Source organism: Streptomyces sp. NBC_01237 (assembly GCF_035917275.1).
Lineage (GTDB): Bacteria > Actinomycetota > Actinomycetes > Streptomycetales > Streptomycetaceae > Streptomyces.
In genome coordinates this window covers 1609924-1634410 of record NZ_CP108508.1, presented here as the reverse complement: position 1 = coordinate 1634410, position 24487 = coordinate 1609924, and the positions used below count along the sequence as shown (strand labels likewise).

21 protein-coding genes and 1 pseudogene are annotated in these 24487 nt (G+C 72.3%); 17 read left to right on the top strand and 5 right to left on the bottom strand.

All coding sequences use genetic code 11. The features are described 5' to 3' along the window. Nucleotides 1-155 precede the first annotated feature (155 nt). The 4 genes from pheS to OG251_RS07210 all read left to right on the top strand — a co-directional run bounded on the left by pheS (nt 156) and on the right by OG251_RS07210 (nt 6220). On the top strand, nt 156-1295 hold the full coding sequence (gene pheS / locus OG251_RS07225; RefSeq protein WP_326676372.1) for a phenylalanine--tRNA ligase subunit alpha: 1140 nt from the start codon (nt 156-158) through the stop codon (nt 1293-1295). Next, nucleotides 1295-3808 (top strand): phenylalanine--tRNA ligase subunit beta, encoded by a 2514-nt coding sequence (gene pheT / locus OG251_RS07220; RefSeq protein ID WP_326676371.1) that lies wholly within the window; start codon nt 1295-1297, stop codon nt 3806-3808. Before pheS ends, pheT begins: the two co-directional genes overlap by 1 nt. 454 nt (nt 3809-4262) lie before the next feature. Continuing rightward, entirely contained in the window at nt 4263-5603 is a 1341-nt protein-coding gene (locus OG251_RS07215) for a transcriptional regulator (protein WP_326676370.1), read from the top strand. An 86-nt stretch (nt 5604-5689) separates the two neighbouring features. Beyond that, a complete protein-coding gene (locus OG251_RS07210; RefSeq protein WP_326676369.1) occupies nt 5690-6220 on the top strand; it encodes an NUDIX domain-containing protein in 531 nt (176 codons plus the stop codon). Nucleotides 6221-6371: 151 nt separating this feature from the next. On the opposite strand, the gene OG251_RS07205 is transcribed toward OG251_RS07210, so the two are convergent. Then, nucleotides 6372-7232 carry a 3-hydroxybutyryl-CoA dehydrogenase gene (locus tag OG251_RS07205; protein ID WP_073729305.1) on the bottom strand — a complete coding sequence of 287 codons (861 nt, stop codon included), beginning with the start codon at nt 7230-7232 and terminating at the stop codon, nt 6372-6374. Between the two features lie 202 nt (nt 7233-7434). On the opposite strand from OG251_RS07205, the gene OG251_RS07200 reads away from it, so the two are divergent. Continuing rightward, a complete protein-coding gene (locus OG251_RS07200; RefSeq protein ID WP_326681176.1) occupies nt 7435-8772 on the top strand; it encodes a glycoside hydrolase family 10 protein in 1338 nt (445 codons plus the stop codon). A 58-nt stretch (nt 8773-8830) separates the two neighbouring features. Here OG251_RS07200 and OG251_RS07195 read toward each other — a convergent pair whose 3' ends face one another. Then, complete coding sequence (locus OG251_RS07195; RefSeq protein ID WP_326676368.1) at nt 8831-9037, bottom strand: DUF1918 domain-containing protein; 207 nt, start codon at nt 9035-9037, stop codon at nt 8831-8833. A 42-nt stretch (nt 9038-9079) separates the two neighbouring features. Next, complete coding sequence (locus OG251_RS07190) at nt 9080-10219, bottom strand: DMT family transporter (protein ID WP_326676367.1); 1140 nt, start codon at nt 10217-10219, stop codon at nt 9080-9082. Here OG251_RS07190 and OG251_RS07185 point away from each other — a divergent pair. The 6 genes and pseudogenes from OG251_RS07185 to OG251_RS07160 all read left to right on the top strand — a co-directional run bounded on the left by OG251_RS07185 (nt 10218) and on the right by OG251_RS07160 (nt 15805). Next, nucleotides 10218-11693: an aminotransferase-like domain-containing protein gene (locus tag OG251_RS07185; RefSeq protein WP_326676366.1), complete on the top strand. Its 1476-nt coding sequence runs from the start codon at nt 10218-10220 to the stop codon at nt 11691-11693. The two genes, OG251_RS07190 and OG251_RS07185, sit on opposite strands and share 2 nt — an antisense overlap. Then, complete coding sequence (locus OG251_RS07180; protein WP_326676365.1) at nt 11690-12121, top strand: GNAT family N-acetyltransferase; 432 nt, start codon at nt 11690-11692, stop codon at nt 12119-12121. The genes OG251_RS07185 and OG251_RS07180 overlap by 4 nt, the downstream gene beginning before the upstream one ends. Before the next feature lie 60 nt (nt 12122-12181). Next, on the top strand, nt 12182-12757 hold the full coding sequence (locus OG251_RS07175) for a histidine phosphatase family protein (protein WP_326676364.1): 576 nt from the start codon (nt 12182-12184) through the stop codon (nt 12755-12757). Between the two features lie 227 nt (nt 12758-12984). After that, nucleotides 12985-14091 (top strand): annotated as a pseudogene (locus tag OG251_RS07170) (serine hydrolase domain-containing protein). A gap of 83 nt (nt 14092-14174) precedes the next feature. Then, the gene (locus OG251_RS07165; RefSeq protein ID WP_326676363.1) at nt 14175-14672 is read left to right on the top strand and encodes a peptidylprolyl isomerase; all 498 of its coding nucleotides are present in this window, start codon (nt 14175-14177) and stop codon (nt 14670-14672) included. Between the two features lie 617 nt (nt 14673-15289). Then, entirely contained in the window at nt 15290-15805 is a 516-nt protein-coding gene (locus OG251_RS07160; protein ID WP_326676362.1) for a DUF6630 family protein, read from the top strand. A gap of 33 nt (nt 15806-15838) precedes the next feature. Here OG251_RS07160 and OG251_RS07155 read toward each other — a convergent pair whose 3' ends face one another. Then, complete coding sequence (locus OG251_RS07155; RefSeq protein WP_326676361.1) at nt 15839-16696, bottom strand: isocitrate lyase/PEP mutase family protein; 858 nt, start codon at nt 16694-16696, stop codon at nt 15839-15841. A 249-nt stretch (nt 16697-16945) separates the two neighbouring features. Here OG251_RS07155 and OG251_RS07150 point away from each other — a divergent pair, with 249 nt between their 5' ends. Then, nucleotides 16946-17521 carry a TIGR03086 family metal-binding protein gene (locus OG251_RS07150; RefSeq protein ID WP_326676360.1) on the top strand — a complete coding sequence of 192 codons (576 nt, stop codon included), beginning with the start codon at nt 16946-16948 and terminating at the stop codon, nt 17519-17521. 112 nt (nt 17522-17633) lie between these two features. Here the strand turns inward: OG251_RS07150 and rox are convergent, their stop codons facing one another. Continuing rightward, nucleotides 17634-19061 (bottom strand): rifampin monooxygenase, encoded by a 1428-nt coding sequence (rox, locus tag OG251_RS07145; protein WP_326676359.1) that lies wholly within the window; start codon nt 19059-19061, stop codon nt 17634-17636. Nucleotides 19062-19593: 532 nt separating this feature from the next. Here rox and argC point away from each other — a divergent pair. The 5 genes from argC to OG251_RS07120 are packed head-to-tail and all read left to right on the top strand — an operon-like array spanning nt 19594 to nt 24439. Then, a complete protein-coding gene (gene argC / locus OG251_RS07140) occupies nt 19594-20622 on the top strand; it encodes an N-acetyl-gamma-glutamyl-phosphate reductase (RefSeq protein ID WP_326676358.1) in 1029 nt (342 codons plus the stop codon). Next, nucleotides 20619-21773, top strand: a complete 1155-nt coding sequence (argJ, locus tag OG251_RS07135) for a bifunctional glutamate N-acetyltransferase/amino-acid acetyltransferase ArgJ (RefSeq protein WP_326676357.1) — start codon at nt 20619-20621, stop codon at nt 21771-21773. The genes argC and argJ overlap by 4 nt, the downstream gene beginning before the upstream one ends. Next, nucleotides 21770-22684 carry an acetylglutamate kinase gene (gene argB, locus OG251_RS07130; RefSeq protein ID WP_326676356.1) on the top strand — a complete coding sequence of 305 codons (915 nt, stop codon included), beginning with the start codon at nt 21770-21772 and terminating at the stop codon, nt 22682-22684. The genes argJ and argB overlap by 4 nt, the downstream gene beginning before the upstream one ends. Continuing rightward, entirely contained in the window at nt 22681-23877 is a 1197-nt protein-coding gene (locus tag OG251_RS07125; protein WP_326676355.1) for an acetylornithine transaminase, read from the top strand. The genes argB and OG251_RS07125 overlap by 4 nt, the downstream gene beginning before the upstream one ends. Nucleotides 23878-23902: 25 nt before the next feature. After that, nucleotides 23903-24439, top strand: a complete 537-nt coding sequence (locus OG251_RS07120) for an arginine repressor (RefSeq protein ID WP_073729331.1) — start codon at nt 23903-23905, stop codon at nt 24437-24439. Nucleotides 24440-24487: the final 48 nt, after the last annotated feature.

Below are 24487 nucleotides of genomic sequence, written 5' to 3'. Positions count from 1 at the left end.
CGGGCCCTGAGCCGCCCACGGCCCCCTCCACCCACCGCGGCCCTTAGACTCGACCTTTGGCACCTTTGTGTCCTCCAGGCGTCGAGCGGGGCCACGGGGGTCCGGGGGTATCCCCCGGTAAGAGCAGTATCAGCCAATCGGAAGCACGGGAAGAGATGTCGGCACCGAACAAGTCGTACGACCCAGTCGAGGTCGAGGCACTGAAACCGGAAGAGATCGAGCGCATGCGGGACGAGGCGTTCGCCGCCTTCGCCGCCGCGGGCGACCTCGACGCGCTCGCCCAGGCGAAGACCGCGCACACCGGAGGTACCTCGCCGCTGTCCCTCGCCAACCGGGAGATCGGCGCTCTGCCGCCGCAGGCCAAGGCCGAGGCGGGCAAGCGCGTGGGCCAGGCCCGCGGCGCCGTCTCCAAGGCCCTCGCCGCCCGTCAGGCGGAACTGGAGGCCGAGCGGGACGCCCGGGTACTGGTCGAGGAGGCGGTGGACGTCACCCTGCCCTACGACCGCACCCCGGCAGGAGCCCGCCACCCCCTCACGACCATCATGGAGCGCGTCGCGGACGTCTTCGTGGCCATGGGCTACGAGATCGCGGAGGGCCCCGAGGTCGAGGCGGAGTGGTTCAACTTCGACGCCCTGAACTTCGTGCCCGACCACCCGGCCCGGCAGACGCAGGACACCTTCTTCGTCCAGGGCACCACGCCCGACGGCAGGACGACCACGGGCGACGAGTCCGGCATCGTGCTGCGCACGCACACCTCGCCGGTCCAGGCCCGCTCCCTGCTGGAGCGCAAGCCGCCCGTCTACGTGGTCTGCCCGGGACGGGTCTACCGCACCGACGAGCTCGACGCCACGCACACCCCGGTCTTCCACCAGATCGAGCTGCTGGCCGTCGACGAGGGCCTCACCATGGCCGACCTCAAGGGCACCCTCGACCACATGGTCCAGGCGCTCTTCGGAGCGGACATGAAGACCCGGCTGCGGCCGAACTTCTTCCCGTTCACCGAGCCGTCCGCCGAGATGGACATGGTCTGCTACGTCTGCCGCGGCGAGTCCGTCGGCAACCCGGACCGCCCCTGCCGCACCTGCGGCAGCGAGGGCTGGATCGAGCTCGGCGGCTGCGGCATGGTCAACCCCAAGGTGCTCATCGCCTGCGGCGTCGACCCCAAGAAGTACAGCGGATTCGCCTTCGGGTTCGGCATCGAACGGATGCTGATGTTCCGCCACAACGTCGAAGACATGCGAGACATGGTCGAGGGTGACGTCCGGTTCACCCGGCCGTTCGGGATGGAGATCTGATGCGCGTCCCGCTTTCCTGGCTGCGGGAGTACGTCGACCTGCCGGCGACGGAGACCGGCCGTGACGTACAGGCCAAGCTCGTCGCCGTCGGCCTCGAGGTCGAGACCGTCGAGCAGATCGGCGCCGGGCTCAAGGGCCCCCTGGTCGTCGGACAGGTCCTGACCATCGAGGAGCTGGAGGGCTTCAAGAAGCCCATCCGCTTCTGCACGGTCGACGTCGGCACCGCCAACGGCACCGGTGAGCCGCAGGAGATCGTCTGCGGAGCCCGTAACTTCTCCGTCGGCGACAAGGTCGTCGTGGTCCTGCCCGGCGCCGTCCTGCCCGGCGACTTCGCGATCGCCGCACGCAAGACGTACGGCCATACCTCGCACGGCATGATCTGCTCCACCGACGAGCTCGGCATGGGCGACGACGGCACGCACGGCATCATCGTGCTGCCGCCGGAGCACGAGGTCGGCACCGACGCGATCGAGCTGCTCCAGCTCGTCGACGAGGTCCTCGACATCGCCGTCACACCGGACCGGGGTTACTGCCTGTCCATGCGCGGCGTCGCCCGCGAGGCGGCCATCGCCTACGGGCTGCCGCTGCGCGACCCGGCCCTCCTCGACGTGCCCGCGCCGAACGCCTACGGCTACCCGGTCAAGGTGGCCGACCCGATCGGCTGCGACCGCTTCACCGCGCGGACCGTCACCGGCCTCCAGCCCGAGGCACGCTCCCCGATCTGGATGCAGCGCCGTCTGCAGAAGGCCGGGATGCGTGCGATCTCGCTGGCCGTCGACATCACGAACTACGTGATGCTGGAGCTCGGCCAGCCGCTGCACGCCTACGACCGCACCCGTGTCGACGGGCCGATCGGGGTGCGCCGCGCCCAGCAGGGCGAGAAGCTGACCACGCTCGACGGCACCGTGCGGGTGCTGGACGCCGAGGACCTGGTCATCACCGACAACCGCGGGCCGATCGGCCTCGCCGGTGTCATGGGCGGTGCCAACACGGAGATCGCCGACGCCCGCAACGGCGAGACGCTCACCACCGAGGTCGTCATCGAGGCCGCGCACTTCGACGCGATCGCGATCGCCCGGACCGCGCGCCGCCACCGGCTGTCCTCCGAGGCGTCCAAGCGCTTCGAGCGCGGCGTCGACCCGCAGGCCGCCGCCGCTGCCGCGCAGCGCACCGTCGACCTGCTGGTGCTCCTCGCGGGCGGCACCGCCGAGGCGGGCGTCACCGAGATCAGCGCGCCCTCCGCGCCCCGCACCATCGCGATGCCCGCCGACCACCCCGACCGGGTCGCCGGTGTGGAGTACGGCCGCGAGACCGTCGTACGCCGCCTCCAGCAGGTCGGCTGCGATGTCTACGGGCAGGACGAACTGATCGTCACGGTGCCGTCCTGGCGCTCCGACCTCGCCGAGCCGAACGACCTGGCCGAAGAGGTCATCCGGCTGGAGGGTTACGAGAACCTCCCGTCCACGCTGCCGACGCCGCCGTCCGGCCGCGGTCTCACCGACCGCCAGCGGCTGCACCGCCGCATCGGCCGGGTGCTGGCCGGGGCGGGCTACGTCGAGGCGCTGAGCTACCCGTTCATCGGCGACGCCGTCCTGGACCAGCTCGGTCTGGACGAGGACGACGCCCGCCGCCGCACGGTCAAGCTCGTCAACCCGCTCTCCGACGAGGAGCCGGCGCTGCGCACCACGCTGCTGCCGGGCCTTCTCGGTGCACTGCGGCGCAACGACGGCCGCGGCAGCCACGATCTCGCGCTCTTCGAGACCGGGCTCGTCTTCCGGCCGACCGGCCATGAGACACAGGCCGTACGGCTGCCCGTCGACCGGCGCCCCTCCGCCGAGGAGATCGCCGGACTCGACGCGGCGCTGCCGCGCCAGCCGCGCCGCGCCGCCGTCGTCCTCGCGGGCGCCCGCGAGCAGGCCGGCTGGTGGGGCAAGGGCCGCCCCGCCGACTGGGCCGACTCCATCGAGGCCGCCCGCGCGATCGCCCGTGAGGCGGGCGTCGAGCTGACCGTCCGCGCCGACCGGCACGAGCCGTGGCACCCAGGCCGCTGCGCCGCGCTGTTCGTCACCGTGAACGGCGAGGAGACCCTCTTCGGTCACGCGGGCGAACTGCACCCGCGGGTCATCAAGGAGCTCCACCTGCCCGAGCGGACCTGTGCCATGGAGGTCGAGCTCGACGTCCTGGAGCGGGCCGTCGACGGCGCGCTCCAGGCGCCCCGGATCTCCACCTTCCCGGTGGCGACCCAGGACGTCGCGCTGATCGTCGCCGAGGACGTACCCGCCGCCGAGGTGGAGCGTTCCCTGCGCGACGGCGCGGGTGAACTCCTCGAATCGCTGCGGCTGTTCGACGTGTTCACCGGTGACCAGATCGGCGAGGGCCGCAAGTCCCTGGCGTACGCGCTGCGGTTCCGCGCCGCGGACCGCACGCTGACCGTCGAGGAGGCGTCGGCCGCCCGCGACAGCGCGGTCGCGCTGGCCGCCGAGCGCACCGGCGCGGTGCTGCGCGGCGCGTAGCACCCAGGCACCCGGCACAGCGGGGAGGGGCGTATCCGGTCACCGGATACGCCCCTCCTCATGTCCCGCCGAACGGCGGAGGGACCGCACGCGGAACCCGGAGACGGAACCGGGAGGAAATCGGTCCCGGACTCCGATCCGCAGCCACCCTCCTCTTCGTTGGGCAGTGGGTCGTGCGATCCGGCGCCGTCCGCCCTGCCTCGGAGCGTCGGGCAGGCCGGCAGGGCGGACGGCGCGGGTGCGGGTCGTCGTCTGTACGAGGGGGAGCCGACGACCCGGCCGCCTCTTGCGAGACGGCCAGTCAACCGATACGCGAACCGGCGCGACAGGGTGCACAGCAGGATGGTTCGGGCATTCCGTTCACACCCCGTGTGAATCGTGCTCCACTAGGGCTGTCCCGCCGCGGATCACGGGACAGCCCTTAGGCTCATCGCGACGCACGACGGGGGGGCCAATGGAGCCCAACATCCTGCTCGAAGCCCTGATCGACGAGGCCGGTGTCTCCCGGGCGGGGCTCGCCGGGCACATCAACCAGGCGGGCCGGGCCCGCGGCCTGTGCCTGCGCTACGAACACACCGCGGTGTCCCGGTGGCTGAAGGGACAGCGCCCGCGCGGCCAGGTGCCCGATCTGATCTGCGAAGTCCTCGGCACCCGCCTGGGACGCCCGGTCGCCCTCGACGACATCGGCATGGGCGCGTCCGGCGGGAACGCCACGGCGCACAGCATGTCGCTCTCCGGATTCGTCGACCGGGCCACCACGCTGTGGCGCTGGGACGAGCAGCGACGCCCGCACCTCGCCACCGCCCCCGCGGTCACCGGAACGACGGCGGTGATGCCGGTCTGGGAGTGGGAGAACCCGCCGGAGGACACCGATGTCTCCCGGCCGGGGCAGACCCGGGTGAGCACGGCCGACATCGTGACGCTCCGGGCGGCCCGCGACCACTACGAGCAGATGTACCGCAAGGCGGGCGGCATCGCGACCCGCTCCCGGGTCGTCGGCTTCCTCAACGCCCGGGCCGCGCCCCTGCTGCGCGGCGGCTGCGGCGACGAGCTGGGCCGGCGGCTGCACCGGGCGACGGCCGGGCTGGTGGCCGTCGCGGGCATCTGCGCGTACGACTCCGACGCCCACGGACTGGCGCAGCGCTACTTCCACCAGGCGCTGCGCCTGGCCAAGGCCGGCGGGGACCGGGGCCTGGGCGCCTATGTGATCGCCCTGCTGGTCAACCAGTCGCTCTTCCTCGCCGACCACCGCCGTGCCGTCGCCTTCGCCGAGGCGGCGCTGCGGGCCGCCGGAGCGCACATCACCCCGGCGCTGGCCGCTGATCTGTACGCCATGCAGGCCAAGGCGTACGCCCGGCTCGGGGACTCCGCCAGCACCCTGGCGTGCATCCGCCGTGCCGAGTCCGAGGCGGACCGCGTCCTGCCCGGCGGGGAGCCGGACGAGACGGGATACGTCCAGCCGGGGCTGGTCGACGTACAGGTGGCGGAGGCGCTGCTCACCCTCGGGGATGTGTCCGCCGCCCGGCAGCACGCGGTCTCGGCGGTGCGCGCCCCGGCGCACGACCGGGGCAGGGTGCACCGGCTGGCGATGCTGACCCAGATCGAACTGCTCCAGGGCGAGGCGGACCGCGCCGCGCGCACGGCCGCCGAAATGGCCGAAGGGGCCCGGGGGATGGACTCCCGGCGGCTGCGCGACCGGCTCCGCTCGGTGCGGGAGCAGCTGACGGCGAGCGGTTGCGCCGAAGCGGCGCGGACGGCCGAAGTCATCGACGGGGCACTGCGCGTGCCTCTGTGAGCTCCCCCGTACACCGCTCCGTGCGTTCCCCCGCGGGACGGACCCTGCTGCCATGTGCCATCGACGTGTCGAAAGGCGGCAGCACTGTGCAGTGGACAAACGCGAGCGAACAGAATGTGTATGAGAATCCCTGGTTCCGGGTGAACCTGGCGGACGTCGTCCTCCCCGACGGCCGTCATCTCGACCACTTCGTCATCCGGCTCAGACCCGTCGCCGCGGCCACCGTCGTCAACGAGGCCGATGAGGTACTGCTGTTGTGGCGGCACCGTTTCATCACCGACAGCTGGGGCTGGGAACTCGCCGCGGGCGTGGTCGAGGACGGCGAGGACATCGCCGCGGCGGCCGCCCGGGAGATGGAGGAGGAGACGGGCTGGCGCCCCGGCGAACTGCACCCGCTGATGACCGTGGAGCCGGCCAACGGGCTCACCGACGCCCGGCACCACCTCTTCTGGTCGCGGGAGGCCCACTACACCGGCCCTCCGCAGGACGGCTTCGAGTCCTCGCGCCGCGAGTGGATACCGCTCAAGCTGATCCCGGACCTGATCGCCCGGGGCGAGGTGCCCGCGGCCAATATGGCCGCCGCGCTGCTGATGCTGCGTCATGTGCGGCTGGGGTGAGAGCCCTGCCGGGATGCGCGCGGGGCCGCGCGGCGGGTGGAGACGGGACCGCGCGGCGGGTGAAGACGGGACCGCGCGGCGGGTACGCCGAGGGTGTGCGAAGGGCCGGTCGGGGGTGCCCGGCCGGCCCTTGGGGTGACAGCTCCGCAGCTCAGGCGTACGGGTAGAAGCCCGAGCCCGTCTTGCGGCCGAGCCGGCCCGCGTCGACCATCCGCTGGAGCAGCGGGGGAGCGGCGTACAGCGGCTCCTTGAACTCGGCGTACATCGAGTCGGCCACCGAGGCCACCGTGTCCAGACCGATCAGGTCGGCGAGCTTCAGCGGGCCCATGGGGTGGGCGCAGCCGAGTTCCATGCCGTTGTCGATGTCCTCGCGGCTGGCGATGCCCGACTCGAACATCCGGATCGCGGAGAGCAGATACGGGATGAGCAGGGCGTTCACGACGAAGCCGGACCGGTCCTGGGCACGGATCGCGTGCTTGCCGAGCACGTCGTGGACCACGGCCTCGGCGCGCGCGATGGTCTCGTCCGAGGTGGTCAGCGCCGGGATCAGCTCCACGAGCTTCTGCACCGGGGCCGGGTTGAAGAAGTGGATACCGATGACCCGGTCCGGGCGCGAGGTCGCGACGGCCAGCTTCACCAGCGGGATGGAGGAGGTGTTGGAGGCCAGGATCGCGTCCTGCCGGGTCACCACCTGGTCGAGCACCTGGAAGATCTCGGTCTTGACCTGCTCGTTCTCCACGACGGCCTCGATGACGAGATCGCGGTCGGCGAACTCACCGAGGTCGGTGGTGAAGCTGAGGCGGCCGAGGGTCTCGTCGCGCTCCTCTTCGGTGATCTTGCCGCGTTCGGCGGCCTTGGAGAGGGAGTTGTGCAGTCGGGTGCGGCCGATCTCCAGCGCCTCGCCGGTGGTTTCGGCGACCTTCACTTCGAGGCCGCTGCGCGCACACACCTCCGCGATACCTGCGCCCATCTGGCCACAGCCCACCACTCCGACGCGTGCAATGTCGGCCATAGAGTCCGTCACCTCGTGCCTTTCGCTGTTCTCCGTATCGCAGGGTCCCGTGTGATTCCGGTGCCCGCCTCGACCCCACGACGTTACTCCGCGATCCGGCCCCGCCGGTCCGCGGGTCATCCGGCCGTGAGCGGGCATGATCAGCGTCACGCACGGCTACCGATGCCGTACACAGAGGAAGCGAAACGGTGGGTGGGTGAAGATGTCGCAGGTGGGTCGAAGAGCTTTTGTGGCGGGCGCGGCCGGGGTGGTGGCCGCGCTGACGGCGGCCGGTGACGCGGTGGCGTCCTCGGGTGCGGCCGCGCGCGGTGCCGACTCCGCGCGGGGCTCCGCGAGGGGTCACGGGAGCGGCCATGGACACGGGCACGGGCACGGGCACGGGAAGGGCCACGGCCACGGTCACGGCTCCGTGGCGCGCGAGCTGCGCGGTATGTGGATCGCCACCGTCGCCAACCTGGACTGGCCCTCGGCGCCGGGCCGTCCGGCGGCGGAGCAGCGGGCGCAGCTGATCGCGTATCTGGACCGGGCGGTGGAGCTCCGGCTGAACGCCGTGGTCCTCCAGGTCCGGCCGACCGCCGACGCGCTGTGGCCCTCGCCGTACGAACCCTGGGCCCAGTGCCTCACCGGCGTCCAGGGGCAGGACCCGGGCTGGGACCCGCTCGGTACGGCCGTGAGCGAGGCGCACCGGAGGGATCTGGAGCTGCACGCCTGGTTCAACCCGTACCGCGTGGCGAACCACACCGACCCCTCCAGGCTCATCGCCACCCATCCGGCCCGGCTGCACCCGGACTGGGTCCTGCCGTACGGCGGGAAGCTCTACTACAACCCGGGTCTGCCCGAGGTCCGCCGTTTCGTCCAGGACGCGATGCTGGACGCCGTGCGCCGGTACGACATCGACGCGGTCCACTGGGACGACTACTTCTACCCGTATCCGGTGGCCGGCCAGGTCTTCGGCGACGACGCCGCGTACGCGCGGTACGGCGCGGGCTTCCCGGACCGGGCCGCCTGGCGGCGTGACAACACCGACCGGCTGGTGCGCGAGACCGCCGAGCTGATCAGGAGCGTCAAGCCGGACGTCCGGTTCGGGATCAGCCCCTTCGGGGTGTGGCGCAACGTCGCGAGCGACCCGCTCGGGTCGGACACCCGTGCCGGGGTGGAGACCTATGACGACCTGTACGCCGACACCCGTAAGTGGATCAAGGAGGGCTGGATCGACTACATCTGCCCGCAGATCTACTGGAACATCGGGTTCGCCGCGGCCGACTACGCGAAGCTGCTGCCCTGGTGGGACGAGGTCGTCCGGGGCACGGGTGTCGATCTGTACGTGGGGGAGGCGCTGTACAAGGCGGGTGACCCGGCCCAGCCCGCCGCCTGGCAGGACCCGGCCGAACTCTCCCGGCACCTCACGTTCGCCCGCGACCACGGCGAGGTGGACGGGCACATCTTCTTCTCGGGCAGGTCCGTGACGGCGGACCGGATCGGCGCCCTGGCGCGGGTGGTGGCCGACCACTACCCCAGCCGGGTACGTGCACCGGACTGAGCGGACGTACGGGGGCCGGGGCCGGAGGAATGTCCCGGCCCCGGCCCCCGGCCGCTCGCTAGTACGGCTCCCGGTCCTTCTGCGCGGTGTGCTGGACGACGCTGTCGGGCCCGGGTGACATCAGTGATTCGTGACCGTCCTCGAAGCGCAGCCGGTAGGGGGGCGCGCCCCCGTCGCCGAGCACTTCGATGATCTCCGCGACGCGGTCGTGCTGCCCCACGGTCCTGCCGTGCGTCAGCAGCCGGTCGCCGGTGTGTGCCTCCATCGGGAGTGACCTCCTCACGGGTGGCGGTCCATGTCGACAAGTCTATGACCGTACGGCGGGTTCGCCTCCTGCCCGGCCCTTCGCCCTGCCTTCGGTCCCGGCTTCCGCGCGGCCCTCCGCCCCGTCCTCTGTTCGCCCCCGCGTTCCCCCCCGGGGCCGGTCTCCCGTGCGCCCGCCCCGTCGGCCGCCCGCCCGCTGGGTGGCCGCGATGCAGACGAGCACGGCCACCGCGGCGACCGGTGCCGCCGCCGAGACCGTCTCGCCGAGGAGGAGGAACGACCACACCAGCGTCAGCAGCGGCTGGGCGAGCTGGAGCTGACTGGCCCGGGGTACGCCGATCTCCGCCATGCCCCGGTACCAGACATACAGGCCGAGGAAGGTCGACACCGCGGCCACCCACATCAGGCCGATGACGCCGTGCGCGGTCAGGTGCACCGGTTCGAAGGGCAGCGCGACCGCTGCGCCCGCCACCGCCAGGGGGAGGCAGAGGATCAGCGCCCAGCCGATCACCTGCCAGCCGGGCATCACCCGGGCCAGCCTGCCTCCCTCGGTGTACCCGGCCGCGCACACCAGCAGCGCGCCGAAGAGGTACAGGTCACCGGACGACACGGCCCCGCCGCTCTCCCGCACCGTGAAGGCGATCACCACGGCCGCCCCGGCCAGCGCGGCGATCCAGAACGTACGGGAAGGGCGTGCCCCGGTACGCAGCGACGCGAACACCGCCGTGGTCAGCGGCAACAGCCCCACCACCACCGCGGCGTGCGACGTGGTGGAGGTCCGCAGGGCAAGGGTGGTCAGCAGCGGGAAGCCCACCACCACACCGCCCGCGACGACCGCGAGCGGACCCCAGTGGCGGCGGTCGGGCAGCGGGACCCGGGCGGCCAGCAGCACGCTGCCCGCGATCAGTGCGGCGAGCACACTGCGCAGCGCGACCAGGGACCAGGGGCCGAAGCTCTCCAGCCCCCAGACGGTGGAGGGGAAGGTCAGCGAGAACGCGACGACGCCGAGCCCGGCGAGCACGGTGCCGCTGCGGGCCTCCGAGGGGTCCGGGGCCGCCGGTATGCCCACCGACGGGTCGGCCGCGGCCGACGGCCGGGTGGCCGCGCCGTCCGGAGCACCCGTCGACATCGAGGGAGCGACCGCTATCGAGGTCGCTCCAGTAGCGCTATCCTGTGCTGTCATGCAAGAGCGTAGCAGCGTCGCCGAACTGGCCGGTTCCCTCCGGGGGGAGCTGAACCGCTACTCACCCGGTGGGAAACTGCCATCCAGTCGTGCCCTCGTGGAGCGCTTCCGGGTCAGCCCCGTCACCGTCTCCCGGGCCATCGCCCAGCTCGCCGCCGAAGGGCTCGTCGTCACCCGGCCCGGCTCCGGAGCCTTCCGGGCGGAGCCCCGCGGTGCCGTCCCCGCCCCCGGCGACACCTCCTGGCAGGAGGTGTCCCTGAGCGGAGACGGCGGCCCGGAGGTGGTGCCGCGCACCGTCGACGCCTCCGGCGTCCTGGTCACCCTCGCCGCCCCGCCGCCCGGCGTCATCGAGTTCAACGGTGGCTATCTCCACTCCTCGCTCCAGCCCGAGCGGGCGCTGTCCGCCGCACTGGCACGGGCCGGGCGCCGGCCGGGCGCCTGGGGGAGGCCGCCCACCGACGGGCTTCCCGAACTGCGCGCCTGGTTCGCCCGCGAGATCGGCCCGGCCGTCTCCGGCGCCGACGTCCTGATCACCTCGGGCGGACAGAGCGCCCTGGCCACCGCCCTGCGCGCCCTCGCCCCGCCCGGCGCCCCGGTCCTCGTCGAATCGCCCACCTACCCCGGGATGCTCGCCGTGGCCCGCGCCACCGGACTGCGCCCCGTGCCCGTGCCCGCGGACTCCGACGGGGTGCGCCCCGATCTGCTCGCCGCCGCGTTCCGGGCCACCGGGGCCCGGGTCTTCGTCTGCCAGCCGCTCTTCCAGAACCCCAGCGGCGCCGTCCTCGCGGCAGGGCGACGCCCCGAGGTCGTCAGGATCGCGCGCGCCGCCGGAGCGTTCGTCATCGAGGACGACTTCGCCCGCCGCCTCGTCCACGAGGACGCGGGGCCGCTCCCGGCGCCGCTGGCCGCCGACGACCCGGACGGGGTCGTCGTCCACGTCTGCTCGCTCACCAAGGCCACCTCGCCCAACCTCCGGGTGGGCGCGCTGGCCGCCCGGGGCCCCGTCCTGGAACGGCTGCGGGCCATTCAGGTCGTCGACAGCTTCTTCGTCCCCCGCCCGCTCCAGGAAGCCGCGCTGGAACTGGTCGGCGCCCCGTCCTGGGGGCGCCATCTGCGGGTGGTGGCGGCCGAGTTGCGGAACCGTCGCACCGCCATGACCACCGCGCTCCTGAAGGTGCTGCCGGAGCTGGCGCTGCCGCTCGTCCCCTCGGGCGGCGGCAGCCTCTGGCTGCGGCTCCCCGGGGACGGCGCGGGTGCCGACGAGCCCGCCGTGATCTCCGCGGCCCTGCGCGCGGGAGTCGCCATCGCTCCGGGCCGGCCGTACTTCTGCGCCGAACCCCCGGCAGGACACGTCCGGTTGAGCTTCGCCGCGGTCTCCGGACCGGCCGAGATCGCGGAGGGCGTACGGCGTCTGCGCGCGGCCTGCGACGAACTCTTCGCCGGGCCGCCCCGGGGCGATAGCCTCCGGGCATGACCGAAACGCCCGAGCACCGTTACGAGATATCGTCCGCCCCGGACCGGCTCGACCCGGCCCGTATCCACAACTGGCTCTCCACCGACGCCTACTGGGCGCTGGGGCGCACCCGCGAACACCAGGACCGGGCCATCGCCGGATCGCTGAACTTCGGCGCGTACGACAGGGCATCGGGCGAACAGGTCGCCTACGCGCGGGTCGTGACCGACCTGGCCACCTTCGCCTGGCTCTGCGATGTGTACGTCGACCGGGCGGCCCGCGGTCACGGGCTCGGCATCCGGATCGTCGAGGCAGTCCGCGACCATCTCGCCCCCACCGGCGTCCATCGGCTCCTGCTGGCCACCGACGATGCCCACGGGGTCTACGAGAAGGTCGGTTTCACCGGACTGGACCACCCGGAGAGGTGGATGTCGCTGCGGCCGGCCTGACCCGGATTCCCGTGCGGCGCCCTCTTGACCGGCGTGACGTTCGGCCCCACGATCGCCGCCATGAGTGTTCGAGTCTCCCTGGTCGCCGCGGCCCGCAGCTCGTCCCTGCTGGCCGAGCGCTTCGACGACGACCGGCCGCTCGACCACGCCGGCTGGCACGAGATACAGCTCGTCGCGCACACCCTGGTGCCGCTCGGCGGGGCCGAACTGCGCTACTGCTCGCCCACCCCGCGCAGCCGGGCCACCAGGGACGCGCTGGGCTACGCCCCGATGGCGCAGCCCGCGCTGCGCGACTGCGACATGGGCCGCTGGCGGGGGCTGACGCTGGCCGAGGTCACCGCCCGTGAACCGGGTGCCGTCGACGCCTGGCTCGCCGATCCGCGCCACGCCCCGCACGGCGGAGAATCGCTGCTCGCCTTCATCTCGCGGATAGGGGGCTGGCTGGACACCCGCCCCGTCCGCGACGGCGCCATCGTCGCGGTCGCCGAACCCGCGGTGATCCGCGCCGCTCTCGTCTACGCGCTCAACGCTCCGCCGTCGGCGTACTGGAACGTGGACGTCCGCCCGCTCTCCACGCTCACGCTGACCGGTCTGCCGGGCTACTGGAGCCTGAACCTCGAAGCGGGCATCCGCTGATACCCCCAGCACCTGCCCACTGCTTCCCCGAGTGCCTCCCCACCGCTGCTCCCGGCGTCGCCCACTGATGCCCCGGCCGACTCCCGCCGCTGCTCCCGGCGTCTTCCCGCCCGTCCGACCAGTCGGTATGTTGCGGGGCGTCAGGGTTCCCACGGGCACGCGCCCGGGACGAGGAGGCCACCGTGCCGCGGATCCACGGTCACTGCGGCGAACGGTTCGCGGGGTGCGTGAGGCGTTCGGGCGGAACGTCACCGAACGCGACGAGCTGGGCGCGGCCGTCACCGTCCTGCTGGACGGCGCACCGGTGGCCGACCTCCGGGGCGGCTGGGCCGACGAGGCCCGGACCCGCCCCCTGGGAGCGGGAGACCCTGGTCCACGCCTGGTCCACGACGAAGGGCCCCACGGCGCTCTGCGCCCACATCCTGGCCGACCGCGGGCTGCTCGACCTCCAGGCACCCGTCGCCCGGTACTGGCCGGGGCGGGCAAGGAGTCCGTCCTCGTACGCCACCTCCTGTCGCACCGTTCCGGCCTGGCCGGTCTCCGGCAGCCGCACAGCCTGGCCGAGCTGTACGACGGGGAGCTGACCTGCACCCGGCCGGCGGCCACCGAACCCTGGTGGGAGCCCGGCACCCGGTCCGGCTACCACGCGATCACCTTCGGATTCCTGGTCGGCGAAGTGGTCCGCCGGATCACCGGCCTGCTGCCGGGGGAGTTCCTGCGGCAGGAGATCACCGGACCGCTCGGCATCGACTTCACGAGCGGCCTCCCGGAGAAGGACACGCACCGCGTCGCCGAACTCGTCCGGGCGAAGCCCGCGAGGGCCGCACAGGCCGCGCTCCTGGCGCACCTGGAGCCGGTGGCCGTCGCCCCGCCGCTCAACCTCGCCACGGGCCGGGCCGTGGCCAATACGCCCGAGTGGCGGGCCGCCGAGATCCCCGCGGCCAACGGCCACGGAACGGCCCGCGCGGTCGCGTCGCTGTACGGAGTCCTGGCCGGGCACGGCAAGCCTGGACGGCCGCCGGATCCTCTCCCGGCAGGCGGCGGAACGCGTCCGCGAGGGCCAGGGCGGCTGCCGGGACCTGGTCGTCGGCGGGGGCTTCGCACACGACGCCGAGATCGCACTCGGCGTGTGGCTGAGCGGCCCGAACCGGTCGTACGGTCCCCATCCCCGGGCTGTCGGCCACGACGGTGCGGGCGGATCCCGCGGCCCGGCCGATCCGGAGTCCGGCATCGCCCTCGGCTATGTCATGAACCGGATGGGTACCGGCATCGCCGACGACCCGCGGAAAATGGCCCTGGTCGAGGCGGCGTGCGCGGCGCTCCGACGCCCGTGAGACCGGCTCGGGCCCCCGGCGCTGTGATTCACCGGGTATCCCCGGGTTTCACCTGTGGTTGTCAGGAGTGTGAGGATGGCTCCATGACAACCAAGGTCTTCTTCGACATCACCATCAATGACGAGCCCGCAGGGCGCATCAACTTCAACCTGTTCGACGACGTCGTGCCCAGGACGGCGGAGAACTTCCGCGCCCTGGCGACCGGCGAGAAGGGCTTCGGCTACAAGGGCTCCTCCTTCCACCGGGTCATCCCGGACTTCATGCTGCAGGGCGGCGACTTCACCCGCGGTGACGGCACGGGCGGCAAGAGCATCTACGGCGAGAAGTTCGCCGACGAGAACTTCAAGCTCACGCACGACCGTCCGGGGCTGCTGTCCATGGCCAACGCCGGACCGAACTCCAACGGTTCGCAGTTCTTCGTCACCACCGTCGTGACCTCGTGGCTGGACGGCAAGCACGTCGTCTTCGGTGAGGTCGACGGCGACGACAGCATGGAGCTCGTCCGCAAGATCGAGAGCCTCGGCACGCCGAACGGCCGCACCCGCGCGAAGGTCACCATCGCCGACTGCGGCGTGCTCTGACCGGTCCAGGACCCTATCGGGCCCACGGCCGAGCCGGCCGGCCGACGGAACACGTCGGCCGGCTCCTCGGCCGGCCCCCCGTGCCCCGCACCACGCACTACCGGTGAGCGAGCACGAGGACTCCGCGTCGCCCGCACCGACGGGCTCGCGGTTCCATGATCCGTAGATCCGTAGATCCGTAGATCCGTAGATCCGTAGATCCGTAGATCCGTACGACCTCGAAGCCCGCGGCCCGCAGCGAGGAGCGGAGCTCGTCCTCGGTCCGGAAGCGGAGCGTCGTCGTACCGGCGAGTTCCGTACCGGCGAGTTCCGTACCGTCGGGGGACGCATAGTGATGCGTGAGGCCGACGCCCGCACCTTCCGCCCCCCGCCCCGGCCCCGGCCAGGACACCGGCCATGTGCCCGCCGCCGCCCCCGCGCCCGCGGTGTTCCGGACGGCCGTCGCTCCCTGTCCGTCCTTGTCCGTCCTTCGCGCGCGGGGGGGCCTTCGCCCCTGCCGTCCGGCGGCGCGCGGCCCGTTGTCGTACCCCCGTGGGAGGGTGCCACAAGGACGCCGAACAGGGCGCCCGCAGCCGTGTACCGGCCGCAGTCGCGCGGCCGTCGAAGGAGTGCGCATCATGTCCGGCACCGACGCCGTCGCCACGTCCCTGGAAGCCATCGCCACCCTGCTCGCGCCCGGCAGCCCGGCAGTCGCCGAACGGGTGCGGCACGCCCACGTCGACCCCGACGGCTATGTGCGTGACCACGCGGACCGGCTGGAGGACCGGGGTATCGAGGAGGCCGTTCCCAACCTCGCCTGGATAGCGCTCATCGACGCGCTCGACGAGCACCGGTTGCTCGCGGAGTTCGACTGGAAGGAGGACCCCACCGAGGTACGGGGCCGGTTGACCGCTCTCGCGTCCCGTCCGTCCGTGGACCCCTGGGTGCTCTTCGACGCCCATGAGATGCTCCTGCCGACCGCCGAGTTCCTGGACGCCTGCGGCCGCCACTACCGGGAGGTCGGCGCTGCGCTGGCCGTCCTCGACATCGAGTCGGACTGCTATCCGGTGGTGTGCCTGCGCGCCGCACGGACCGAGGAGCTGACCGCGCTCGCGGCGCGTGCGGGCTTTCCCGCCCGGAGCCTCGGTGTGTGAGAGGCCGTGCGCGCCGGGAGCGATCCGGGCGCGCTACGCCGGCGGGGGAGCGGCCGGCCCGCCCGGCATCGCGGCGTTGAGTGTGCCGTGGTCGAGGCCGTCCGCCAGCGTCGTGCTCGTCCCGGTGGTGAGGAGTTCGCGCGCACTGCGGTCGACCAGGGCGTAGGCGGCCTCGGCGATCGCCGAGCCCGCACTGACGCGGGCGACGCCGAGCTTCGCCAGCGTGGGGACCGGGAGCGCGCCCGGCCCGGTCAGCAGGTTCAGCGGGCCCGGTACCCCGTCGGCCAGGGCCGAGACGGTCGCCTCGTCGAAGGTCCCCAGGACGAACACCCCGTCCGCGCCCGCCTCGACGTAGACGCGGGCCCGGTCCAGGGTCTCCTTGAGCCAGGAGTCGCGATCCGCGGGGCGCAGCCGGTGGGTGTCGATCCGGGCGTTGAGGAAGAGCGGTACGCCCGCAGCGTCCGCGGCGGACCGTGCGGCCGTGATAGGGGCGGCCTGCTCGGCAGGCCGTCGCAACGGGTGTGCCCCGGAGCGGAGGGAGTCCTCAAGATTGACTCCGACGGCACCGGCGTCGAGCACCCCCCCCCGCACGGTGTCGGCCAGTTCGGCGGGGGTACGGGCGAAGCCGCTCTCGATGTCGGCGGTGACGGGGACGCTCACCGCGGCGGCGATACGGGAGATGAGAGCGAGGGCGGCATCGCGCTCCAGCCGGTCGCCGTCGGCCGATCCCAGCGACCAGGCGACGCCCGCACTGGTCGTGGCGACGGCCGCGGCTCCGGCCGCCTCGACGAGTCGCGCGGAGGCCACGTCCCAGGCGTTGGGCAGTACGAGGGGCCTGCCGGGCACGTGCAGCGAGCGGAGCAGGAGTGCCCGGTCGTGGAGGGACGTCATGGTGATCTCTTTCTCGGCTCAGGGGCCCCGTACCGCACACAGCCGCATGGCCGGACGGCCTGAGGGGAAGGCCGGGGCGATGGTCCGCCGCACGGGAGGGGCCATTTTCCCGCACGGGTCCCGGGAGTGCACCTGATTTCGCCCCCACCGGCGGCAGGGCCGCGGGCGCGCGGGGTCCGGGCGCCGGCGGTACGTGCCGTGTTCCGTCAACTCCGCGTCGGCGTCCGGGTCCGCTCCTACACTCCGGACATGAACGAAGTCGATCTGCTCGAAGGTGTCCTGTCCAAGACCGCCGATGTCATCGGCGGTGTCGCCGCCGACCAGTTGAATCTCCCCACCCCGTGCGACGAGTACGACGTCGGGACGCTGATCCGTCACATCGGCGGATGGATCCTCGTGTTCGAGGCGGGCAGCCACGGGCGTACGTACGAGGGTGACGCCGCGAACCACCGCTGCGGCGCCGACCCGGCGGCCGAGTTCCGTCAGGCCGCGGCGGGTGTGGTGTCCGGATGGAAGAAGTACGGCTTCGACCGCGAGGTCCCCGTCACCGGCCGCGAGATGCCGGCCGGGCAGGTGTTCAACATGACCCTCATGGAGTACCTGACCCACGGCTGGGACCTGGCGGTCGCCACCGGGCAGCCGGTCCCGTACACCGAGCAGGAGGCGACGGCCGGCCTCGCCCGCGCGCAGGCCACGCTGCCGCCGCAGTTCCGGGGCGAGGGCATGGCCTTCGGCGAGATCGTTCCCGTGGCCGAGGACGCGTCGGCGATGGACCGGTTCGTGGCGTTCCTCGGACGGGACCCGGTGCCGCCGACGGTCCGCTAGACCTCCGGAGTCGCCCGCCGCTTCCCCGGCGTGCGCGGGAAGCGGCGGGCGTGGGCGTACAGGGAGGGCGGGAGGGTGAGCGCGTCCCGCCCTCCGGGCCGCGACCGGGCGCTCAGCCGGTGGCGGCGCCGAACCACCGGGGCAGCCGGTCGGTCAGATCCTGCTGGTCGTCACCGGCCCACGCCACATGGCCGTCCGGGCGCAGCAGTACCGCGGGCGCGTCCAGTTCCTCGACGGCGTCGACGACATGGTCGACCCGGTCCGCCCACCCCGCCACCGACAGCCGGCCGGTCCGGTCGAGCAGCAGTCCGCGGCCGTCGCGCATGAGCTCGTAGAGGCGCCCCCGCTTCAGCTCCATGTCCCGCATCCGCCGGCCGAGCAGTTCGTGGCCCTCGCCGAAGTCGTAGCGGACCTCGACCGCGGTGATCATCCCGGTGACGTAGCGGTTCACCTCCTCGAAGTCCATCAGCTTCGAGAACAGCTCCCGCAGTGCGGTGGCACCCGGATCGGTCCCCAGCAGGGTGATCTGTGCCCGGGTGTTGCTCAGCACACGTGCGCCCACCGGGTGGCGTTCGGCGTGGTAGCTGTCGAGCAGCCCCTCCGGCGCCCAGCCGTTGACCTCGGCGGCCAGTTTCCAGCCGAGGTTGAACGCGTCCTGCACACCGAGGTTCATCCCCTGCCCGCCGGTCGGCGGGTGGACGTGCGCCGCGTCGCCGGCCAGCAGCACCCGGCCGACCCGGTAGTGCTCGGCCTGCCGGGTGGCGTCGCCGAACCGGGACAGCCAGCGCGGCGAGTGCGCGCCGAAGTCGGTGCCGGCGACCGCTCGCAGCTGCCGCTTGAACTCTTCGAGGGTCGTCGCGGTCGCACGGTCCTCGGACACCCCGTCGGCGGGCACGACGATGCGGCACACCCCGTCCTCGCCGGGGGCGACACCGAACCGCAGCTGGGTCTTGCGGACTTCCTCGACGACGGCGGCGATCGTCGCCGGGTCCGCGGTCACCTCCATCTCGCCGAGGAGCGTCTCGACCGTCGCGGGCTCGCCGGGGAAGCCGACGCCGAGCTGCTTGCGCACCGTGCTGCGGCCCCCGTCGCACCCGACGAGGTAGCGCGAGCGCAGGTGCGTGCCGTCCGTCAGCCCGACGGTCACTCCCTCCTCGTCCTGGCTCAGCCCGGCCACTTCGTGGCCGCGCCGGATCTCGGCACCGAGTTCGAGGGCCCGTGCGTGGAGCAGCCGCTCGCTGACCGGCTGCGGAGTGGCGAGACCGTACGGGTGCGCGGTGTCCAGCCGGTCGGGCCACGGCTTCATGATGCCGCCGAAGAGACCGCCGACCCGGAACTTCTCACTGACCGCGAGGAACCGGTCCAGGAGGCCGCGCTGGTCCATGATCTCGACGCTGCGCGCGTGGAGGCCCTGCCCGCGGGACTCCTTGGTCGGCTCGGTCAGCTTCTCCAGTACGACCACCCGCACTCCGGCCAACCGCAGCTCACCGGCCAGCATCAAGCCGGTCGGTCCGCCGCCGGCCACGATCACGTCAATCATCAGAACGCCCATTCAACGAAAGTGGAATTCGGCCGGCCGCTCAGCGCGGTCCGGCCGCTCAGCGCGGTCCAGCGGCTCGCAGATCCGCACCGGGGTGCCGAGTGCCCGTGAACGCACGGGGAGTTCCCCGGCGGTCCGATGGACCCATGCAACCCATGCATACATTGACAAAACATTGCATAGCTCGTGGATCTGTCATTTCCGCAGGTTCTGGCCTTGGCCGATCATTCTGCGGTACGACCGGGGCCTTGCCGCAAGCCCCCCGGTGGGCTATACCTTGAGAGTGGCAAGGAGTCCCTACTCCTTGCCCTTTGTCGTTTCCGGCGCGGTTCGGGGCGGGTTCCCCTCCCGGCCGCCGGACATCTTCGGTGGACCGGTGCGCACACCGCTGTGCCGTCCCGCTCCGCCCCGGCCCGGAATTTCGGTCCCCGATGTACGGGCCGTAACGTTCATGCTTCCGGTACAGTCCGCCGGTTCTTTGCATAAAAGTGCAGCGCTGCGTATAGTCATGCCATCGACGAGGAGGATATCGATGGTGGTACGTGCAGCGGTGGCAGGGGCAAGCGGATACGCCGGCGGGGAGCTGCTCCGCCTCCTGCTGGTCCACCCCGAGATCGAGATCGGCGCCCTCACGGGCCACTCCAACGCGGGGCAGTCGCTCGGTTCCCTGCAACCGCACCTGAGGCCGCTCGCCGACCGGGTGCTCCAGCCCACCACCGCCGAGGTGCTCGCCGGACACGACGTGGTCTTCCTGGCCCTGCCGCACGGCCAGTCCGCCGCGGTGGCCGAGCAGCTCGGCGATGACGTCCTCGTGGTCGACATGGGCGCCGACTTCCGGCTGAAGGACGCCGCCGACTGGGAGAAGTTCTACGGTTCCCCGCACGCCGGGACATGGCCCTACGGTCTGCCCGAGCTGCCCGGCGGCCGAGGGGCGCTGGAAGGCGCCAAGCGCATCGCCGTGCCCGGGTGTTACCCGACCGCCGTCTCCCTCGCGCTCTTCCCCGCGTACACGGCCCGGCTCGCCGAGCCCGAGGCGGTCGTCGTCGCCGCGTCCGGCACCTCCGGCGCGGGCAAGGCGGCCAAGCCCCACCTGCTGGGCTCCGAGGTGATGGGCAACATGACCCCGTACGGCGTCGGCGGTGTCCACCGGCACACGCCGGAGATGATCCAGAACCTCGGCGCCGCCGCCGGTGAGCCGGTCACCGTCTCCTTCACCCCGACCCTCGCGCCCATGCCCCGCGGCATCCTCGCCACGTGCAGCGCGAAGGCGAAGCCGGGCGTCGACGCGGGGGCCGTGCGCGATGCCTATGAGAAGGCGTTCGCGGACGAGCCGTTCGTCGACCTCCTCCCCGAGGGCCAGTGGCCCGCCACCGCGTCCGTGTACGGCTCCAACGCCGTGCAGATCCAGGTCGCGTACGACGAGGCGGCCGGCCGGATCATCGTGATCAGCGCCATCGACAACCTCGCCAAGGGCACCGCGGGCGGGGCCCTGCAGAGCATGAACATCGCGCTCGGACTTCCCGAGAGCACAGGTCTTTCCACGATCGGAGTGGCACCGTGAGCGTCACGGCAGCACAGGGATTCACGGCGGCGGGCATCGCCGCCGGAATCAAGGAGAGCGGTAACCCCGACCTGGCCCTGGTGGTCAACAACGGGCCGCGTCGCGCCGCCGCGGGCGTCTTCACCTCCAATCGCGTCAAGGCCGCCCCCGTCCTCTGGTCGGAGCAGGTGCTCAAGGGCGGCGAGGTCACCGCCGTCGTCCTCAACTCCGGCGGGGCCAACGCCTGTACGGGACCCCAGGGCTTCCAGGACACCCACGCCACCGCCGAGAAGGCCGCCGAGGTCCTCGAAGGACACAGCGCGGGCGAGATCGCGGTCGCCTCGACCGGACTCATCGGCCTGCTGCTCCCGATGGACAAGCTCCTGCCGGGCATCGAGAAGGCCGCCGCGTCCTTGAGCGAGCACGGCGGCGAGAAGGCCGCCATCGCCATCAAGACGACCGACACCGTGCACAAGACGGCCGTCGCGGGCGGCGCGGGCTGGACCGTCGGCGGGATGGCCAAGGGCGCGGGCATGCTCGCCCCCGGCCTCGCCACCATGCTGGTCGTCCTCACCACGGACGCCGACGTGGACGCCGCGGGCCTCGACTCCGCGCTGCGCGACGCCACCCGGACCACCTTCGACCGGGTCGACTCCGACGGCTGCATGTCCACCAACGACACCGTGCTGCTGCTCGCCTCGGGGGCGAGCGGAATCGCCCCGGAGCAGGCCGAGTTCGCCGAGGCCGTACGGACCGTCTGCGCCGACCTCGCCCGCCAGCTGATCGGCGACGCCGAGGGAGCCTCCAAGGACATCCGGATCGAGGTGATCAACGCCGCTACCGAGGACGACGCCGTCGAGGTGGGCCGCTCCATCGCCCGTAACAACCTGCTCAAGTGCGCCATCCACGGCGAGGACCCCAACTGGGGCCGTGTCCTGTCCGCGATCGGTACGACGAAGGCCGCCTTCGAGCCCGACCGGCTGAACGTCGCCATCAACGGCGTCTGGGTCTGCCGGGCCGGCGGCGTCGGTGAGGACCGCGACCTCGTCGACATGCGCTACCGGGAGGTCACGATCACCGCCGACCTCGCGGAGGGCACCGAATCGGCCGTCATCTGGGCCAACGACCTCACCGCGGACTACGTCCACGAGAACAGCGCGTACAGCTCATGAGTACGGCCCGCAAGCACACCGCACTGCCGAAGGCACAGATCCTCATCGAGGCGCTGCCCTGGCTGACCCGGCACCACGGCAGGACCGTCGTCATCAAGTTCGGCGGCAACGCCATGATCGACGAGGAGCTGAAGGCCGCCTTCGCCCAGGACGTCGTCTTCCTGCGGCACGCCGGCCTCAAGCCCGTCGTCGTGCACGGCGGCGGCCCGCAGATCAGCGCCCAGCTGGACAAACAGGGTCTGGTCAGCGAGTTCAAGGCCGGTCTGCGCGTCACCACGCCCGAGGCGATGGACGTCGTACGGATGGTCCTGGCCGGACAGGTCCAGCGCGAACTCGTCGGGCTGCTCAACCAGCACGGCCCGCTCGCCGTCGGCATGACCGGCGAGGACGCCCACACCATCACCGCCACCCAGCACCGGCCCACCATCGACGGCGAACTCGTCGACATCGGCCGGGTCGGCGAGATCACCGCGATCGACACCGGGGCCATCCAGGCGCTGCTGGACGACGGCCGCATCCCGGTCGTCTCCTCCATCGCCCGCTCCGCCGACGACAACCACGTCTACAACGTCAACGCCGACACCGCGGCCGCCGCGCTCGCCGCCGCGCTGAACGCCGAGACGCTGATGGTCCTCACCGATGTCGAGGGCCTCTACGAGGACTGGCCGCACAGCGACGACGTGATCAGCCGCCTGACCGCGACCGAGCTGGAGAAGCTGCTGCCGGACCTCTCCAGCGGCATGGTCCCCAAGATGCAGGGCTGCCTGCACGCCGTACGCAACGGTGTCGAGACCGCCCGGGTCATCGACGGCCGGGTCCAGCACTCGATCCTGCTGGAGATCTTCACCGACGAGGGAGTCGGCACGATGGTCGTGCCCGACGCACAGCACGCGACACAGGGGGAAGCATGACCAACGCCGGGCTTTCGCAGCGGTGGCAGGGCGCGCTCATGGACAACTACGGCACCCCCGCGCTGTCCCTGACCCGCGGCTCCGGCGCCCGCCTCTGGGACGCGGACGGCACCGAGTACCTCGACTTCGTCGGCGGCATCGCGGTGAACGCGCTGGGCCACGCCCACCCCGCCGTCGTCGAGGCCGTCTCCGCGCAGGTCGCCGCCCTCGGGCACGTCTCCAACCTCTTCATCGCCGAACCGCCCGTCGCGCTCGCCGAACGGCTGCTCCAGCTCTTCGGCCGGCCCGGCCGCGTCTACTTCGCCAACTCCGGTGCCGAGGCCAACGAGGCCGCCTTCAAGATCGGCCGGCTCACCGGACGCACCCACATGGTCGCCACCGACGGAGGGTTCCACGGCCGGACGATGGGCGCGCTCGCCCTCACCGGCCAGCCGAAGAAGCGCGAGCCCTTCCTGCCGCTGCCCGGCGACGTCACCCATGTCCCGTACGGGGACGTGGCGGCGCTGCGGTCCGCGGTGACCACCGACACGGCCCTGCTGATCATCGAGCCCGTCCAGGGCGAGAACGGTGTGGTCGTGCCGCCCAAGGGCTATCTGGAGGCGGCCCGGGAGATCACCCGGGCCACCGGCACCCTGCTCGTCCTGGACGAGGTGCAGACCGGTATCGGCCGCTGCGGCCACTGGTTCGAGCACCAGGCCCACCAGGGGGTCGAGCCCGATGTCGTCACCCTCGCCAAGGGGCTCGGCGGCGGACTGCCGATCGGCGCCGCCGTCGCCTTCGGACCGGCGGCCGACCTGCTCAAGCCCGGCCAGCACGGCACGACGTTCGGCGGCAACCCGATCGCCTGCGCCGCCGGACTCGCGGTCCTGGACACCCTCGCCGCCGACGGCACCCTGGACCAGGTGAAGCGGCTCGGCGAGCGGATCCGGGTGGGGGTCGAGGGACTCCAACACCCCCTGGTCTCCCATGTCCGCGGCTCGGGACTGCTGCTGGGTATCGTGCTCACCGGACCCCTCGCACCACAGGTGCAGCAGGCGGCCCAGGGAGCCGGGCTCCTGGTGAACGCGCCCGCCCCCGATGTCGTACGGCTCATGCCGCCGCTGATCATCGGTGACGACGAGGTGGACGCGTTCCTGCGGATCCTGCCGGGCGCTCTCGACGCGGCATACGGGGACGGACGATCCGGAGCATGACGATCCGGAGAATGAGGCGACGACGATGACCGAGGCGCAGGAATCCGAGCACGGCGGGCCGTCCGTGCCGCAGACCCGCACGGCCCGCCACCGCCGGATCGTGGACATCCTGAACCGGCAGCCGGTGCGCTCCCAGAGCCAGCTGGCCAAGCTGCTGGCCGACGACGGGCTGAGCGTCACCCAGGCGACGCTCTCCCGGGACCTCGACGAGCTGGGCGCGGTCAAGATCCGCAACACCGGCGGGGAGCTGATCTACGCGGTGCCGAGCGAGGGCGGATTCCGTACCCCGCAGGCGCCGCTGGGCGGCTCCGCCAAGGAGGAGCGGATGCGCAGGCTCTCCTCCGAACTCCTCATCTCGGCGGAGGCGTCGGCCAACCTCGTGGTGCTGCGCACACCGCCGGGCGCGGCCCAGTTCCTCGCCTCGGCCATCGACCAGGCCGAACTCCAGGCCATCCTCGGCACCATCGCGGGTGACGACACCCTGATGCTGATCAGCCGCGACCCGAACGGTGGCCAGGCCCTCGCGGACCATCTGCTGCGGCTGGCCCAGAACGACCGCTGAACCGGGGCCTTCCGTCCGGACCGGGCCGGGCGGAACCGCGTGGACACG